The 16817-nt window shown below is 47.9% G+C and carries 10 protein-coding genes, 1 tRNA gene and 2 pseudogenes; 11 read left to right on the top strand and 2 right to left on the bottom strand.

Annotation, left to right across the window (positions count from 1 at the left end):
• The first annotated feature begins 9 nt into the window (after positions 1-9).
• The 11 genes and pseudogenes from clpA to C1192_RS07830 form a co-directional block, all read left to right on the top strand.
• Positions 10-2286 carry an ATP-dependent Clp protease ATP-binding subunit ClpA gene (gene clpA, locus C1192_RS07885; RefSeq protein WP_000934071.1) on the top strand — a complete coding sequence of 759 codons (2277 nt, stop codon included), beginning with the start codon at positions 10-12 and terminating at the stop codon, positions 2284-2286.
• Positions 2287-2829: 543 nt separating this feature from the next.
• Entirely contained in the window at positions 2830-3813 is a 984-nt protein-coding gene (gene cas1f, locus C1192_RS07880; protein WP_038355177.1) for a type I-F CRISPR-associated endonuclease Cas1f, read from the top strand.
• Positions 3810-7043, top strand: a complete 3234-nt coding sequence (cas3f, locus tag C1192_RS07875; protein WP_038355176.1) for a type I-F CRISPR-associated helicase Cas3f — start codon at positions 3810-3812, stop codon at positions 7041-7043. Before cas1f ends, cas3f begins: the two co-directional genes overlap by 4 nt.
• Before the next feature lie 328 nt (positions 7044-7371).
• A complete protein-coding gene (csy1, locus tag C1192_RS07865) occupies positions 7372-8679 on the top strand; it encodes a type I-F CRISPR-associated protein Csy1 (RefSeq protein ID WP_038355175.1) in 1308 nt (435 codons plus the stop codon).
• Complete coding sequence (gene csy2, locus C1192_RS07860; RefSeq protein ID WP_038355174.1) at positions 8676-9599, top strand: type I-F CRISPR-associated protein Csy2; 924 nt, start codon at positions 8676-8678, stop codon at positions 9597-9599. The genes csy1 and csy2 overlap by 4 nt, the downstream gene beginning before the upstream one ends.
• Positions 9600-9609: 10 nt before the next feature.
• Complete coding sequence (gene csy3, locus C1192_RS07855; RefSeq protein WP_038355173.1) at positions 9610-10611, top strand: type I-F CRISPR-associated protein Csy3; 1002 nt, start codon at positions 9610-9612, stop codon at positions 10609-10611.
• Between the two features lie 10 nt (positions 10612-10621).
• A complete protein-coding gene (gene cas6f, locus C1192_RS07850; RefSeq protein WP_001516092.1) occupies positions 10622-11176 on the top strand; it encodes a type I-F CRISPR-associated endoribonuclease Cas6/Csy4 in 555 nt (184 codons plus the stop codon).
• 386 nt (positions 11177-11562) lie between these two features.
• Positions 11563-12111 (top strand): fimbrial protein YehD, encoded by a 549-nt coding sequence (gene yehD, locus C1192_RS07845; RefSeq protein ID WP_038355172.1) that lies wholly within the window; start codon positions 11563-11565, stop codon positions 12109-12111.
• A gap of 53 nt (positions 12112-12164) precedes the next feature.
• On the top strand, positions 12165-12731 hold the full coding sequence (locus C1192_RS25660) for a fimbria/pilus periplasmic chaperone (protein ID WP_241482958.1): 567 nt from the start codon (positions 12165-12167) through the stop codon (positions 12729-12731).
• Positions 12707-14836: pseudogene (locus C1192_RS07835) on the top strand (fimbrial biogenesis outer membrane usher protein); the annotation flags it as partial. The gene C1192_RS25660 and the pseudogene C1192_RS07835, both read left to right, overlap by 25 nt.
• 22 nt (positions 14837-14858) lie before the next feature.
• A pseudogene (locus tag C1192_RS07830) lies at positions 14859-15586 on the top strand (fimbrial protein); the annotation flags it as partial.
• A 107-nt stretch (positions 15587-15693) separates the two neighbouring features.
• On the opposite strand, the gene C1192_RS07825 reads toward C1192_RS07830, so the two are convergent.
• Both C1192_RS07825 and infA read right to left on the bottom strand, forming a co-directional pair.
• A tRNA-Ser gene (locus C1192_RS07825) sits at positions 15694-15781 on the bottom strand.
• Between the two features lie 535 nt (positions 15782-16316).
• Positions 16317-16535 carry a translation initiation factor IF-1 gene (gene infA / locus C1192_RS07820; protein WP_001040187.1) on the bottom strand — a complete coding sequence of 73 codons (219 nt, stop codon included), beginning with the start codon at positions 16533-16535 and terminating at the stop codon, positions 16317-16319.
• Positions 16536-16817: the final 282 nt, after the last annotated feature.

The following is a 16817-nucleotide window of genomic DNA, read 5'->3' as shown; positions in this document are numbered from 1 at the left end:
GAGGTGCCTATGCTCAATCAAGAACTGGAACTCAGTTTAAACATGGCTTTCGCCAGAGCGCGCGAGCACCGTCATGAGTTTATGACCGTCGAGCACTTGTTACTGGCATTGCTCAGTAACCCGTCGGCTCGGGAGGCGCTGGAAGCATGTTCCGTGGATCTGGTGGCGCTCCGTCAGGAACTGGAAGCCTTTATTGAACAAACCACACCCGTTCTGCCTGCCAGTGAAGAGGAGCGTGACACGCAGCCGACGCTGAGTTTTCAGCGTGTACTGCAACGTGCGGTCTTCCATGTTCAGTCCTCCGGTCGCAGTGAGGTTACCGGTGCGAATGTTCTGGTTGCTATCTTTAGCGAACAGGAGTCACAGGCTGCCTATCTGTTGCGCAAACATGAAGTCAGCCGTCTTGATGTGGTGAACTTTATTTCTCATGGCACGCGTAAAGACGAGCCATCTCAGTCTTCTGAACCAGGAAACCAGCCCGGCAGTGAAGAACAAGCTGGTGGGGAGGATCGTATGGAGAATTTCACGACGAACCTGAACCAGCTTGCGCGCGTGGGAGGAATCGACCCGCTGATTGGTCGTGAGAAGGAGCTGGAGCGCGCCATTCAGGTTCTCTGTCGCCGCCGTAAAAACAACCCACTGCTGGTTGGCGAGTCTGGCGTTGGTAAAACTGCGATTGCGGAAGGTCTCGCCTGGCGTATTGTCCAGGGCGATGTACCGGAAGTGATGGCTGACTGTACGATTTACTCTCTGGATATCGGTTCCCTGTTAGCGGGAACTAAATATCGCGGCGACTTTGAAAAACGTTTCAAAGCGTTGCTCAAACAGTTGGAGCAGGATACCAACAGCATCCTGTTTATCGATGAGATCCACACCATCATCGGCGCAGGCGCAGCTTCTGGCGGTCAGGTGGATGCGGCTAACCTGATTAAACCACTGCTCTCCAGCGGTAAAATTCGCGTTATAGGTTCGACGACGTATCAGGAGTTCAGCAACATTTTCGAGAAAGATCGTGCTCTGGCGCGTCGCTTCCAGAAAATCGATATTACTGAACCGTCGATCGAAGAAACCGTTCAAATCATCAACGGTCTGAAACCGAAGTATGAAGCGCACCACGACGTGCGTTATACCGCGAAAGCGGTGCGTGCGGCGGTAGAACTGGCGGTGAAATACATTAACGATCGTCATCTGCCGGACAAAGCGATTGACGTTATCGACGAAGCGGGCGCTCGCGCACGTCTGATGCCGGTAAGCAAGCGCAAGAAAACGGTCAATGTGGCGGATATTGAGTCCGTGGTGGCGCGTATCGCACGTATCCCAGAGAAGAGTGTTTCTCAGAGTGACCGCGATACTCTGAAAAACCTCAGTGATCGCCTGAAAATGCTGGTCTTCGGTCAGGATAAAGCCATTGAGGCGCTTACCGAAGCCATCAAGATGGCGCGTGCGGGTTTAGGCCACGAACATAAACCGGTCGGTTCGTTCCTGTTTGCTGGTCCAACCGGGGTCGGCAAAACCGAGGTCACGGTGCAGCTTTCCAAAGCCCTCGGCATTGAGCTTCTGCGCTTTGATATGTCCGAGTATATGGAACGTCACACTGTCAGCCGCCTGATTGGTGCGCCTCCGGGATACGTCGGTTTTGATCAGGGTGGTCTGCTGACCGATGCGGTCATCAAGCATCCGCACTCGGTGCTGCTGCTGGACGAAATCGAGAAAGCGCATCCGGACGTGTTCAATATCCTGTTGCAGGTGATGGACAACGGCACGCTGACCGATAACAACGGACGCAAGGCCGATTTCCGTAACGTGGTGCTGGTGATGACTACCAACGCCGGGGTACGTGAAACCGAGCGCAAATCGATTGGGCTTATCCACCAGGATAACAGCACCGATGCGATGGAAGAGATCAAAAAGATCTTTACGCCAGAGTTTCGTAACCGTCTCGACAATATTATCTGGTTCGATCATCTCTCAACCGACGTGATCCATCAGGTGGTTGATAAATTCATTGTCGAGTTGCAGGTTCAACTGGATCAGAAAGGTGTTTCTCTGGAAGTGAGCCAGGAAGCACGTAACTGGCTGGCTGAGAAAGGTTACGACCGGGCAATGGGCGCACGTCCGATGGCTCGCGTCATCCAGGACAACCTGAAGAAACCGCTCGCTAACGAACTGCTGTTTGGCTCGCTGGTGGATGGCGGTCAGGTCACTGTTGCGCTGGATAAAGAGAAAAATGAGCTGACCTACGGGTTCCAGAGTGCGCAAAAGCACAAAGCGGAAGCAGCGCATTAATCTGGGGTCGTGAAGCCTTTTAAGTAGGTTGATAAAGTCCGTAATCTCGTAAGAGGTTACGGATTTTTTTGTTTGTGAGGTGGGGCGGTAAAAACCCTATTTTTGAGGGCGAAGGTAAGTTATTGATAATTAATGCTGCTGGAAGGCAAGGATAAAAAAGGGGCTGGACAAGGAATTTTGCTGGTTTCGCTTTATTAACAATGGGCTAAGCGTGTAGTATTTGAGTTCACTGCCGTACAGGCAGCTTAGAAACAGCGTGGCATATGAATAGATGGACGCCAGCAGTTCACTGCCGTACAGGCAGCTTAGAAAAGCATCTGCATGGTGCCCGTGGTCTTAACAAGGTCCACTGCCGTACAGGCAGTTTCACAAATACGATGATGGCAGAAATTTAGCTGCGTTATGGCGCTCTCAACTCCGAACCATTAGCCGTGACACACAATAACAATTGTGATAATTGCGACGAGAATCAATTTCTCACACAGAAATCAATGCTGTACTAATCCTAACTCCTTCAAATAAAAATAATCACAGGATGTGTTTATGTCTTCAAATTACCTTACTCCTTCTGATCTCAAAACCATTCTCCACTCCAGGCGTGCCAATATTTATTATCTGGAAAAATGCCGGGTGCAGGTGAATGGTGGGCGAGTGGAGTATGTCACCAGTGAAGGCAGGGAGTCGTATTACTGGAATATCCCCATTGCGAATACCACGGCGTTGATGTTGGGGATGGGAACGTCCGTTACCCAGGCGGCGATGCGTGAATTTGCCCATGCTGGAGTGATGGTGGGTTTTTGTGGTACGGATGGCACGCCGCTGTATTCGGCAAATGAAGTTGATGTTGATGTCTCCTGGCTCAGTCCGCAAAGCGAATATCGTCCTACTGAATATCTTCAGCAGTGGGTTTCTTTTTGGTTTGCTGAAGATAAACGACTTGCCGCCGCGAAACGTTTTCAGTTAATCCGCCTGACACATATCGATAAGCACTGGACCAGCGCGAAAATGCAGCGTGAACACGCCTTTCAGCCTGATGCTAATGCACTGCAGACTCTGCTAAATCGCACTCGTGAAGAAATAGACATGGCAGAAAGCCATACGCAGCTTATGCTCGTAGAGGTGAAATTGACCAAAGCACTCTACAAAATGGTGAGTCAATCCGTGGGCTACGGCGACTTTACTCGTGCAAAACGGGGTGGCGGAGTTGATATGGCCAACCGCTTCCTCGATCAGGGTAATTATCTGGCGTATGGCCTGGCGGCAGTGGCGGCGTGGGTAACCGGGATCCCGCATGGTTTAGCAGTAATGCACGGTAAAACCCGTCGCGGTGGTCTCGTTTTTGACCTTGCCGATCTGATTAAAGATGCCCTTGTTATGCCACAAGCATTTATCGCTACAATGGCGGGAGAAGATGCTCAGGAGTTTCGTCAACGCTGCATCAATATCTTTCAACAAGCGGATGTGCTGGATGTCATGATCACCTCTCTGCAGGAAACGGCTCAGGCCCTGGCTAAGGCTGACCAATGAACGTCCTGATTATCTCGCGCTGCACAAAAAATGCTCGAGTGGAGAGCTGCCGTATTATTGATCAGTTTGCCGAACGCACTGGTGACGCCGCATGGCAAACGGTGATTACTCTGGAAGGGGTTAATACACTTCGCCGTTTACTGCGCAAAACTGCCCGGCGAAATACCGCAGTGGCTTGTCACTGGCTGAAGAAGAATGGGCAAACGGAGTTGATGTGGATTGTCGGCAATATTCGTCGTTTTAATGCTCAGGGACGCGTTCCCACAAATCGAACAACGCAAACCAGCCTGGTGAAAAAAGAAGAAAATCGCTGGCAGTGCGCGGAAAGTATTGCGCTGCTGGCGGCTATCGCTGGGTTATTTCATGATTTTGGTAAAGCAGGACGCAGCTTTCAGCAAAGCCTGACCCAAAAGAATGCCCGCAGTTATCAGCCTTATCGGCATGAGTGGATTTCGCTGCGGCTTTTTCAGGCTTTTGTCGGTGAACAGCCAGACGAAGTGTGGCTGGAAAAACTTGGGAAATTAACGGCAGATGATGAAACCGCGATCCTTGAGTGCCTGCAAAAAGACACGCCTCATTTTTCAAATAGTCCATTCAGTTCGCTGCAACCACTCGCCAAAACGGTAGGCTGGTTGATCCTTTCCCATCATCGAATGCCGGAGAATCTTTCGCCACAACCAGAACAATCATGCAAAGGCTGTGATAGTTGGCTGGAGAAGCAACTCAATGCTGACTGGAATGCCGTTAACCACCGTAAGAATGACTGGTCACAACAGGATTTCGAGCAAGTCTGGCAATTTCCGTCAGGAACGCCGCTTCAAAGCGCGAGCTGGCGAGAAAAAGCGCGTCAGATTGCCCGTAGGGCGTGTAACGCGATCGGCTTAAAGGAATGGGGGCAGATGGAGCAACTGTTTCCGTTACATATGGCGCGTTTTTGCCTGATGCTTGCCGATCACTACTATTCATCTAACGACGCGCAGCAAAAATGGCAAGACCCGAATTATATTGTCTGGGCAAATAGCGATCGGCAGAGCGGCACGCTCAAACAACGGGTAGATGAGCATCTGGTCGGCGTCGCGCATCATGCGTATCTACTTGGGCGGCAACTGATGCACACACGTGCATCGCTTCCGGCAATTGCCCGACATAAAGGTTTTAGACAACGGGCCACAGACGCGAAATACCGTTGGCAGGATAAAGCCTGGGATGTGGCACGTGCGTTACGTGAGCGAAGCCGGGAAGACGGTTTTTTCGGTGTCAATATGGCCTCGACGGGGTGCGGTAAAACCTTTGCTAACGCCCGCATTATGTATGCGCTTACCGATGAGCGGGAAGGGTGCCGTTTTACCGTCGCGCTGGGATTGCGCACGCTGACTTTGCAAACCGGCGATGCTCTGCGCAGTCTGCTTGGACTGGGCGAGGATGAGCTGGCGGTACTGATTGGTTCGGCGGCAGTTAAGCAACTGTGGCAGCAGGAAAAAACAGACAATGATTGCGGAAGTGCTTCGCAAGAATCGCTGGCAGAGGAGCAACAGTTTGTTAAATATGACGGTAGTCTGCATACCGGGGCGCTGGAAAAATGGTTGAAGGATGACAGCAAACTTAAGGCGTTAGTAAGCGCACCGATTCTGGTAGCGACCATTGATCATCTTATTTCTGCGACCGAAGGTGTGCGAGGCGGAAAACAGCTTCCTTCGATGTTGCGTTTGTTAACCAGCGATTTAGTGCTCGATGAACCTGACGACTTTGATATTGCCGATCTTCATGCAGTATGTCGTCTGATGAATTGGGCCGGAATGTTGGGAACGCGGGTATTACTTTCTTCCGCGACGTTGCCGCCAGGGCTGATTCAGGCGCTGTTCGCGGCTTATCTTGCCGGGCGTAAAATGTGGCAGTCGTCATGCGGTACGAACGGCAGACCCGTCAATATTTGCTGTGCCTGGTTTGATGAAAAAGATGCCGACGCCATACAAATTGGCGATGGCGCTACTTTTCGTGAGACGCACAAAAAGTTTGTTGCGCGACGAGCGTTAATGTTGGCCGAAAAAGAACGACTGCATTTCGGACGTATTGCTTCTATTTCATCTGCATCAAACGCGATTCAGGATGTTACCGAAAGCGTGGCTCAGACGGTACATGCGCAAATGCTGAAGTTGCATCAGGCACATCGCCAGCAGCACGAAAGCGGTAAAACCGTTTCGCTGGGCCTGGTGCGCTTCGCGAATATCAATCCACTGGTCGCAGTGACCAAAGCCCTGATCGCCATTCCATCACCAGAAGATGTCTGCATTCATTATTGTGTTTACCACTCCCGACATCCACTGGCAGTACGTTCAGATATTGAGAAGCGCCTGGACCGCGCTTTTACCCGCCATAACGAACTCGATTTCTGGAACAACGAGGATATTGCTGAAGCCTTACATAACCGTCCGGAATCGCACCATCTGTTTGTGGTGTTGGGGACATCGGTTATAGAAGTGGGGCGTGACTGGGATGCGGATTGGGGAATTATCGAACCAGGCTCCATGCGTTCGATAATTCAATTTGCCGGACGTATTCAGCGGCACCGTAGAAATGTGCCGACCAGTGAGAATCTGGTTATTTTGCGTTTTAATATCAAAGCATTGCAGAAAAAAGCCCCCGCATTTTGTAAGCCTGGTTTCGAAACAAAAGAACACTTGCTGGATAGCCATGATATTTGCGAACTGATTCCGATCGCGGACTACCGGACGATTAACGCCTTGCCGCGGATTCTGTCTGCCAATAATGACAACAAACTGGCGGAACTTGAGCATAGTCGTTTATCCACTGAATTGATGAGCAGTAAAAGCAAACATGTGGTGGCGGCGCAATGGTGGCGCGCACCGCTAAGCTGGAACGGCTGGATGCAGCGCCAGACGCCATTTCGTTATTCGCCGTTGCCGGAGGCGGTATTTTTTCTACATATGGATGATGAAGAAAGCGAAGCGCGTTTCTATTCCTACACCGGTGACAACGAGCGTAAAGCGCAGGGGAATTTCAGGCGAGAAGAGGTGAGATGCGCCAGCGGCGTCGCTTGCTGGGGCGTGATGGATTACCAACACGTTTTGTTGAATTTAGCTGATAAGCACGGTTGTGAAATACAGCGTGTTGGAGAAATGTTTGCTGAAGTGAGAGTACCGGCCAGTGAAGAAGATGCGGTCGATGACTGGCGTTATCACCCCTGGTTGGGAGTGTTCCGCAACCTGTGATAGGGGGCGCGCTGCCTGTACGGCAGTTTACAAGTCCGTATCCGGAGATACCTCTATTTCTTAGCTGCCGATGGCAGTGCGTGAATGTTAGCTATCAAACCATTGCGTGGCAAATATTTTATGCAGGGTAATATCACTATTGGTTATTGCATGGGTTTGGCTAGATTAAAGCGTAGATACCTCTAGGTGAACTATCCATGATTATCACCGCGGGTGTTGTCCCTTTTACTGTATGTGTCGTTGTACTGAAGCCTGGTTGGGCTACGGAGATTTTTCAGTGAAGTCAGGGAGCAACTTCAATTTGATGGATTAACGAAAAGGAGCCGAAATGGAAAAAACGGCGCTAATACAATTTATCACTGACTACATTGCTTCGCGAAGGCAACCCAAAATCGATACCTTTGAAAAAGAAGCAGCAAAGCGACTGGAGCAGGGCGACGACGCCAGCGCTATCGCTCAGGAGCGACAGGAACTCGAAGCACGCTACCTGCCACGTAACTGGTTAACGGATGCGGCAAAGCGTGCCGGGCAAATCAAATTAGTCACTCATGGCGCTAAATTCAGTCATGGTGACTCTAAAGCCAGTAGCTTTTGTCTGGAAACCTCCGCTAACGAAAGCTATTTAAACACGGCATCGTTGGCGAATGTCGCTACTGACGCGATTGGTAACGCTGCCGCACTTGACGTCGCAAAGTTGCTACAAACCGATGTGAACGGAGATTCACTGCTTGCCAGCCTGAAGCGTGGTGATTATCAGGCATTAAGTACGTTTGCAGAGGATAAAGCGCAACTAGAGCAGTGGGTAGCTGGGTTTAGCCAGGCATGGACAACTGGACAGCCTGCCAGCCATAAACTGGCAAAACAAATCTATTTCCCTGTCGATGATGGCTATCACCTGTTATGCCCGCTGTTTTCCAGTTCGCTGGCACAGGCGATGTATGAAAAGCTAACTGCCGTGCGCTTTAGTGAGGAATCGAAAGCCATTCGCGATGCGCACAAAGCAGGTAAATGGCACTCACAGCCAGATATTCGTTTTCCTAATCTTGCCGAAATGCATTTTGGCGGCACAAAACCGCAGAATATTTCTTTGCTCAACAGTGTTCGTGGTGGCCGTGTCTGGCTGTTGCCGTCAATGCCGCCCACCTGGGCGGCGCTGGATCGCGCACCACAAAACATGCGCAGTATTTTTGCCTTACGTGGCGATTTCAATCGGGCGGCCTCGGGCATTATCGCCCGCATGACCTATCTTCTGAAAGTTGACAAAAATAATGTTCATATCCGTACCACACGGGCGAAATATATTGATGAGTTGATAGATTTGCTGTTTATGCAGGCATCCTCTTTTCAACAAGAAAAATGGCAGGGATGGTCCGCGCAATCACCAGATTTACCTCGCCACCAGCAACTGTGGCTGGATCCGTGGCGGAGCCTGTCAGATGAGGCTTTCAAACTGGAGCGTGAAAAAAACGACTGGCAGGGTATGGTGGCCGAGGATTTCGCGCGCTGGCTGAACTATCGCCTGAAAAAAGCCAGTTTCGATGTAGGTGCTATCGAGCAAAAAGAGTGGCGCAGTCAGTCCCTGTTCGCTCAACGGATGCGTGAAATGGAAGCCGTTTTGCAGGAGGCGCTGAAATGAGTTATCTGCTCTTGTTACCCCATGTACGCATCGAAAACGCCAACGCTGTTTCCGGGTTGACCTGGGGATTCCCGTCGATGACCCATTTTCTCGGCTATGTTCATGCGCTTTCTCGCAAAGTGGTGGATGAATTTGGCGTAAGTTTTGACGGTTGCGCGGTCGTTAGCCATGAACAACATATTCAGGCGTACAGCTCCGGGCGCGATTTTCAGTTCGCTCTCACCCGTAATCCACTAACCAGAGAAGGTAAAACCACCTCATTTAATGAAGAGGGGCGTATGCACCTGACGGTCTCTCTGCTGATTGAATGTAATGGCGAAATTACCAATGGTGAATACGGTAGAAAAGCCCTTTGTGACCATCTGAAAATGCTCTGCCAGAGCCACAAACTGGCGGGCGGCAGCATTGTTGACATGCGCGATCCTCAGCTTTTTCATGCGCCTGAAGATGAAAAGCAACTGCGTAAAATCATCTGGCGTTTAATGCCAGGTTACGCGCTTTACGACCGCAGCGAATGGCTGGCTGAACATCACCAACAACATCCCGACATATCGTTGCTTGATGCCTGGCTTGATTTTGCCACGATTAAATATCAGGCCGAATCTCCGGCAGAAGACAACAGCGCAAAATGGATATACCAGCCGAAGCCGATGACCGGTTTCCTGGTGCCGTTAATGTGTGGCTACCAACGCATTTCTCCTGTTTACGCACCTGGTGAAGTGGAAAATGCACGCGGCATCGTGACGCCATTTGCTTTTGCCGAAGCGGTTTATGGCATTGGCGAATGGCGTGGATTACATCGCATTACTGATTTGCAACCGCTGATGTGGCGCTATCGTACGACGGACACTGGCTACTATTGCTCGGCAATACCACTCGTTGACGGCCCTACTACTAATGAAGATGACGATTCAGAATAAGGACATAATTATGGCAAAGGCCCCTGTAGCAATAAAAACGGCGTCGGTACTGGCATTTGAACGCAAACTGGCAACGTCTGACGCGGCGATGTACGCAGGTAACTGGCAAGGAAATGAATGGCAACCCATTGAGATTCAGGAAAAAGCGGTTCGCGGAACCATTTCTAATCGCCTGAAAAACACGATTACCAGTGACCCCACCAAACTGGATGCTGAAATCCAAAAAGCCAACTTGCAGCGGGTAGATGTAGCCTCGCTTCCGGTAGATGCTGATACGCTAAAAGTGGTGTTTACGCTGCGAGTGCTGGGTAATTTATCTTCACCTTCAGTATGTAATGATATGGCCTATCAGGAGGCGCTTTCCGACGTTATTGACGGCTATATCAGCGAGCATGGTTTTAAAGAGCTGGCGCTTCGCTATGCGCTGAATCTGGCAAATGGTCGTTTTTTGTGGCGCAACCGCATTGGTGCTGAGCAGATCCAGGTGAAAGTTACTGCTAATGATTCGTCCTGGACTTTTAACAGTCATGACTTCTCCTTGCGTCAATTTGATCAAGGCCAGAGTAGCGTCACAGAACTGGCGACAATAATTGAACAAGGATTAAGCGGAAAAGAGTGGGTGATGCTTACCGTTGAAGCGCAGGTTCGCCTCGGTGCCGGGCAAGAAGTCTTCCCATCACAGGAACTGGTGCTCGACAGCAACAGTAGCAAAAGTCGCGTGTTGTACCAGGTTGCAGGCATTGCCGGTATTCACTCCCAAAAAATTGGCAACGCTTTACGTACTATTGACACTTGGCATCCGAAGGTTGATGAGTTGGGGGCTATCGCCGTGGAGCCTTATGGCTCTGTAACCAGCCGAGGCGTTGCCTGCCGCCAACCGAAAGAAAAACTCGATTTTTATACCTTACTGGACAATTGGGTGACTAAAGGGATGAAACCAGACGTTGATCAACAGCACTACGTGATGGCAGTGCTGATCCGTGGCGGTGTCTTTGGTGAGAAAGCGGAATAAGGAGCTGCCAATGGAGCACTACCTTGAGATCCGCGTTCTGCCAGATCCTGAATTTTCGAGTGAAATGTTGATGGCAGCGTTATTTGCCAAATTGCACCGGGCATTAGGCGCAAGAGGGCAAGGTGATATCGGCGTGAGTTTCCCGGACGTGAATGTTACGCCGGGAGCGCGTTTACGCTTACACGGCAGCGCCCCGGCATTGCAGGCGCTTGAAGCCTCAACGTGGCGTAAAGGACTTACGGACTATTGCCAATGTTCACCTGTCACTCCTATTCCTGAAATAAAAGGCTGGCGAGTGGTAAGCCGTGTGCAGGTTAAAAGTAACCCCCTGCGTCTGTTAAGGCGTTCAGTAAAAAAGGGCTGGCTCACTAAAGAACAGGCAATTGAGCGACTGGCGACGCAAACTGAACGGCGGACCGATTTACCCTTTCTCAATATGAAGAGTTTATCGAGTCAGCAACAGTTCAAGCTGTTTATCCGTCATGGTGATTTGCTCACTGAACCGGTGAAAGGGGAATTCAGTAGTTATGGATTAAGCGCAACAGCAACTATTCCCTGGTTTTGATTGGTTAGTTGTAATGTAATGTATAAAAGACTTGGCCTTACAGTCAGGTCTTTTTGTCTATTGAAAAGCCTCCTTCTGGCTGGAAATAGCATAAAGAGTTCAATACCCAACACTGTTATCAGTATACGGATATTTATTTAAAATAAACAACCCGCAATTAATTATACGTATTAATCTACCGTGCAAAGACATCAAATAATGCCGAATAGTAAACAAGGTGAATGTTTTCATGGGTATTTTTTGTTTGTTACATATTTTTGACAGTTTGACTTAAATCACAAAAAACAACCTGTTTACATTGCGATAACAAGTTTAATTTGCGAAATTCATTTCCGAGAGGACAGAGACTCTTAATCACCTGGAATAAATCAGTTAAGGAATAGACTATGAAACGTTCAATTATTGCAGTTGCAGTATTATCTTCTCTTTTTATGAGCGCAGGGGCTTTTGCTGAGGAGGGGAGTGAACAGGGTGAGTTAGTTATTACCGGTAATGTGGTTGGAACTACTTGTCAATTTATCGGAAATAGCCAGGCTACGATTGCTATGAACGATATTGGTGCTGATCAATTTGATGGTAAGAGCGCTGGTTATGTTTATGATGGTTATTCAAATAAAACAACTGTACCGCTGACGGTCAAATGTACAGGAGATGAGACTCCCAGAATTACGTTTTCCAGAAGTCAGTTTGATGCAAATCTTAAAGATATCACCATTAATACTGCGGCAAACCAAAATGGTGCTGGTTTTGCTGTCTACTATGAGAGTGCAGATGGGCAATCTCAAAAGATTGAAGGTGATAAAAGTATTGAGTTAGAAAAAATTAGCTCTAATGAATATACACTAAATTTCAGTGCGAAATACGCGCAATCAGGTGATGCGGTGACTGCTGGCCCGGTTAACTCTGCTCTGACAATGACTGTCGTGACAAATTAATATCGTGTTTATCGGCGGCTTTGGCCGCCGATTTCTCAAACAAGGATTGTTTAATGAAAAAATTAATAGCCTTCTTGCTGGCCGGCATGGTCACGCCTGCGTGGGGCGGAGTCTATATCTACGGCACTCGCGTTATTTATCCAGAACAGAAAAAAGAGATTACCGTTCAATTAATGAATGAAGGTGAGCGCAGTGCTCTGATTCAGTCGTGGATTGATGATGGCGATAGCCTGTCCCCAGAAAAAATTCATGTTCCGTTTGTGCTGACGCCACCGGTAGCTCACGTAAAAGGAGGAGGGGGGCAGCAACTTAAAATTAAGCAACTGACGAATACCCTACCTAAAGATCGCGAAAGCTTGTTCTTTCTCAATGTCCTGGATATTCCACCTAATAGTGAGAAAAATGAGAGTAAAAACCAGATTAAATTCGCGATGCAAAACCGCATTAAATTTATTTATCGTCCGGAAGGTATAGCAGGTGTCGATAAAGGGAGTTTTTCTCGACTGAATATCAGAACTATCAGTAATGGTATTAATATAAAAAATAATTCAGCGAACTGGATAACTATTCCTGAACTGAAAGGTAATACCAAATCTATGATATTGGGCATTTTGACCTGAAATTAAATGTACCTCAGGCCTATATTGTTGAATATGAACGTGGATATGCTCCACCTGAGGCATGGGATCGCGGGATTAACGCATTATATACATCTTATTATGCCAGTCAGTATTACAGTAATTATAAGCACGGAGGAGATAATAAAAGTAGCTATTTAAATCTGAACAGTGGTTTGAACCTTCTGGGATGGCAGTTGCATTCAAATGCCAATTATACGAAAAGTGATGAGAGCAGCGGTAAATGGAAAAGTAACACATTATATCTGGAGCGCGGAATTTCACAAATTCTCGGCACGCTGCGGGCCGGTGAAATGTATACCGGCTCTGATGTTTTTGACTCCGTGCGTTTTCGCGGGGTACGCCTCTGGCGCGATATGCAGATGTTGCCGAACTCTAAACAGAATTTTACTCCTATAGTGCGAGGAATTGCCCAGAGCAACGCACTCGTCACTATAGAACAAAATGGTTTTGTTATTTACCAGAAGGAGGTTCCGCCAGGTCCATTCGCCATTGATGATTTGCAACTTGCTGGTGGTGGTGCCGATCTGGAAGTTACTGTTAAAGAAGCTGACGGTTCGGTATCGCGTTATCGTGTACCTTATTCATCTGTACCAAATATGTTGCAACCGGGCGTTTCGAAATATGAATTTGCTGCCGGACGTAGTCGTATTGAGGGAGCCAGCAATCAGTCGGATTTTATTCAGGGAAGCTATCAGTATGGCCTTAATAATTTGCTGACTCTCTATGCTGGCACGCAATTGTCTGATAATTACTCATCGTTTGTTCTCGGCACGGGATGGAATACACCGATTGGTGCTGTATCGGTTGATTTTACCCATTCCCACAGTGAACAAGATAACGGTGATGTATTTAATGGTCAAAGTTATCAGATTGCCTGGAACAAATATCTCTCACAGAGTGGGACGCAATTTTCTCTGGCAGCCTGGCGTTACTCCTCTCGGGATTATCGTACTTTTAACGATCACGTATGGGCAAATAACAGGAATAGATATAATCGAGAAGATGACTCTGTTTATGACATTGCCGACTATTATCAGTACGATTTTGGTCGCAAGAACAGCTTTTCTGTAAATATAAACCAGTCATTACCAGATGATTGGGGATATCTGTCGGTCAGCGGTCAATGGCGGGATTATTGGGAACGCAGCGGGACAGGGAAAGATTATCAACTCAGCTATTCGAACTCCTGGGAACGCCTTAGTTATACCTTGTCTGTTAGCCAGACCTACGATGAAGATAACCGCGAAGATAGACGCATTAACTTATATTTCTCAATTCCCTTCTCGTGGGGCGATGGAATCACTGAAAAACGACGAGATTTATTTGTTTCTAACTCAACCACTTTTGATAAAGACGGCTATCGGTCGAATAATACCAGCCTCAGCGGTGTAGCGGGGAGCCGCGATCAGTTCAGCTACGGGGCTAACTTAAGCCATCAACACCAGGGCAGCGAAACAACAGCAGGTGGAAACCTGACCTGGCGTGCGCCATTGGCGACTATTGGTGGCAGCTATAGCCAGTCGAAAAAATATCAACAGGTTAGCGGTAATATTCAAGGCGGTTTAGTCGCGTTGTCGGACGGGGTGGCACTGGCTCCCAGACTTTCCGATACGTTCGCCATCGTCAAAGCGCCGGGACTGGAGGGAGCGGCGGTGCAGGGATATCGTTACCTGACCACGGATAGCAGAGGCTACGCTATTTATGACAACCTGACGCCGTATCGTGAAAATACGTTGATGTTGGATATTGCCGACAGTAAAAGCGATGTGGCGCTGCTGGGTAACCGTAAAAACACCGTTCCTTATCGTGGTGCGGTAGTGATGACTCAGTTTGAGACTGATAAACGCAAACCCTGGTATTTCCTCTCCCAACGTCCTGATGGCTCTCCGTTGTCGTTTGGTTATGAGGTTGAAGATGAAAACGGTAATAATGTGGGGTTAGTCGGACAGGGAGGTCGGATATTTATTCGCACCAATGATGTCCCCGCATCGATTCGCGTCTCGGTTAATAAACAGCAGAAACAATTCTGCACTATTACCTTTGATAACGTTATTGATGAGAATAAAGTTTATATTTGTCGCTAAAGGATTTGGTTATGAAGAAATCACACCCAGGGATATTGTTTCACCCAAAACCTATTCCGTCAGTAATACTATTAATAATAAAGAAATGAAGCTAACTGCCTCATATATACCACCTACTTCGTATGATGAAGCTGGGAGTAAGGGCGAACTAGTAATTGCAACAGGTGATTCATTCAAGTTAAAAAACGCTGCAGCTATTTTTACATCTAATAATGTCTGTTCTTCAGGTCCGCTTGCGTCGTTACTTTGCTATCTCTTTGGTCTGTCAAGCTTAAACGAATCTTATAAGCAAAAACTAATATTTAATATTAAACATAAACCCACAACCTGTAGTTTCTCGCAATCGATTTACGAAATACAAATGCCAGATATAGCTATAAGTGAGGTTGAATCAGCAAATGATACTAAAACAGGCTCTACAAATCTGCTCCTCAATTGCGACAGTGTTTATAACGTCACGACTAATCCAGTGACTTTTAAAGTTGCGCGCGGTGAATGGGATGATAGTGGAACCATTCTGAAAACACATCGCTTAATGGTGCTAAGGGGGTTGGGTTCCAGATTTATAATGGTAACGCAACGACACCGTTAAAGCTGGGTGATACTCTGATGAACAAACTAACTAAAATGGCGGCCATTGAGAATCAGTACACCTTCCCGATTACCGCGAAATACGTTCGCGTGAAGGAGGAAGCGATACAGCCTGGAGAAGTCCAAAGCAAAGCGATATTTGCCGTATCCTATGATTAATGTGCCACTGGCCTTCACGTACTTTCGTAGAGGAAGTACGTGTTTTTTATTCATGGCGGCTCAATGCAAAAAAAGCCCGTACTTTCGTACGAGCTCTTCTTTAAAGATGGCGGTGAGGGGGGGATTCGAACCCCCGATACGTTGCCGTATACACACTTTCCAGGCGTGCTCCTTCAGCCACTCGGACACCTCACCAAATTTTTGCTGCCTTACCACATGGGTGGCAACGGGGCGTTACTATAGGGAGTTGGAGCAAAACGGTCAAGAAGAATTTATTTAGATTGATTTGTTTGGTTACGCAATGAACACACGATTCATTCGCCCGAGATTATGGCCGTATGCGTTCTGGTCAATTGTTTATCAAAAGCTACGAGGGAAATATGAGAGTGAAGAAATACCAATCGACCCATTTTTTAGAGTGACATGTAACTCATTGATTTTGTTTATTACTATCTTGACGTCTCGAAAAAGGGTATGAACCTATGATTTTGTGATTTTTAACAGTAAATCAATCGGATAGTCTGCTATTATTTCAGTTCACTGCCGTACAGGCAGCTTAGAAACAATCCAGTTGCCAGGTATCCCATACGCTATAGTTCACTGCCGTACAGGCAGTTTTTAAAATCCACACCCCAATATTTATTTTCTTCCTTAATCCCGGGCGCAAAAAAGGCCGGTTAAACCGACCTTTTACTCGTTCTTTCTCTTCGCCCGTCAGGCGGCAAAACAATCAGCGACTACGGAAGACAATGCGGCCTTTGCTCAGGTCGTACGGGGTCAGTTCAACAGTCACTTTGTCGCCCGTCAGGATGCGGATGTAGTTTTTGCGCATTTTACCGGAGATGTGTGCAGTAACCACGTGACCGTTTTCTAACTCTACGCGGAACATGGTGTTAGGTAACGTTTCAAGAACAGTACCTTGCATTTCAATATTGTCTTCTTTGGCCATCTAATCCTCTGGGGTATCACTACCGTAATTTGAACCGGCAAGATAATGCCGAAGTTCTGTAAATAAGTAAAGATTTGCGCGCTAAATCGCAACAAACAGGTTTGGCACATAACTCCGAAAACACACGGCTAAGCCGCACCAAAAGCGCAACGTATAAGGGAACGGTGAGATAAACGATGGGCGTTACCTGACGCGAAAAATTCCTTATCGGCAGCGGAGTAATGAGCGTAACCAACTCTGCGAGCGCAATTATAACACTCTGGAGAGAAATGTGCCGAAAAC

It is taken from the genome of Escherichia marmotae (assembly GCF_002900365.1).
Lineage (GTDB): Bacteria > Pseudomonadota > Gammaproteobacteria > Enterobacterales > Enterobacteriaceae > Escherichia > Escherichia marmotae.
The sequence above is the reverse complement of the archived record's forward strand: the minus strand, read 5'-3'. Positions and strand labels throughout refer to the sequence as shown.

Excerpts from the sequence above, each read along its gene's own strand:
- infA (WP_001040187.1), bottom strand. The coding sequence starts at position 16,535 with ATGGCCAAAGAAGACAATATTGAAATGCAAGGTACTGTTCTTGAAACG.
- cas6f (WP_001516092.1), top strand. The coding sequence starts at position 10,622 with ATGGAGCACTACCTTGAGATCCGCGTTCTGCCAGATCCTGAATTTTCG.
- cas3f (WP_038355176.1), top strand. The coding sequence starts at position 3,810 with ATGAACGTCCTGATTATCTCGCGCTGCACAAAAAATGCTCGAGTGGAG.
- clpA (WP_000934071.1), top strand. The coding sequence starts at position 10 with ATGCTCAATCAAGAACTGGAACTCAGTTTAAACATGGCTTTCGCCAGA.
- yehD (WP_038355172.1), top strand. The coding sequence starts at position 11,563 with ATGAAACGTTCAATTATTGCAGTTGCAGTATTATCTTCTCTTTTTATG.
- csy3 (WP_038355173.1), top strand. The coding sequence starts at position 9,610 with ATGGCAAAGGCCCCTGTAGCAATAAAAACGGCGTCGGTACTGGCATTT.
- csy1 (WP_038355175.1), top strand. The coding sequence starts at position 7,372 with ATGGAAAAAACGGCGCTAATACAATTTATCACTGACTACATTGCTTCG.
- csy2 (WP_038355174.1), top strand. The coding sequence starts at position 8,676 with ATGAGTTATCTGCTCTTGTTACCCCATGTACGCATCGAAAACGCCAAC.
- cas1f (WP_038355177.1), top strand. The coding sequence starts at position 2,830 with ATGTCTTCAAATTACCTTACTCCTTCTGATCTCAAAACCATTCTCCAC.
- C1192_RS25660 (WP_241482958.1), top strand. The coding sequence starts at position 12,165 with ATGAAAAAATTAATAGCCTTCTTGCTGGCCGGCATGGTCACGCCTGCG.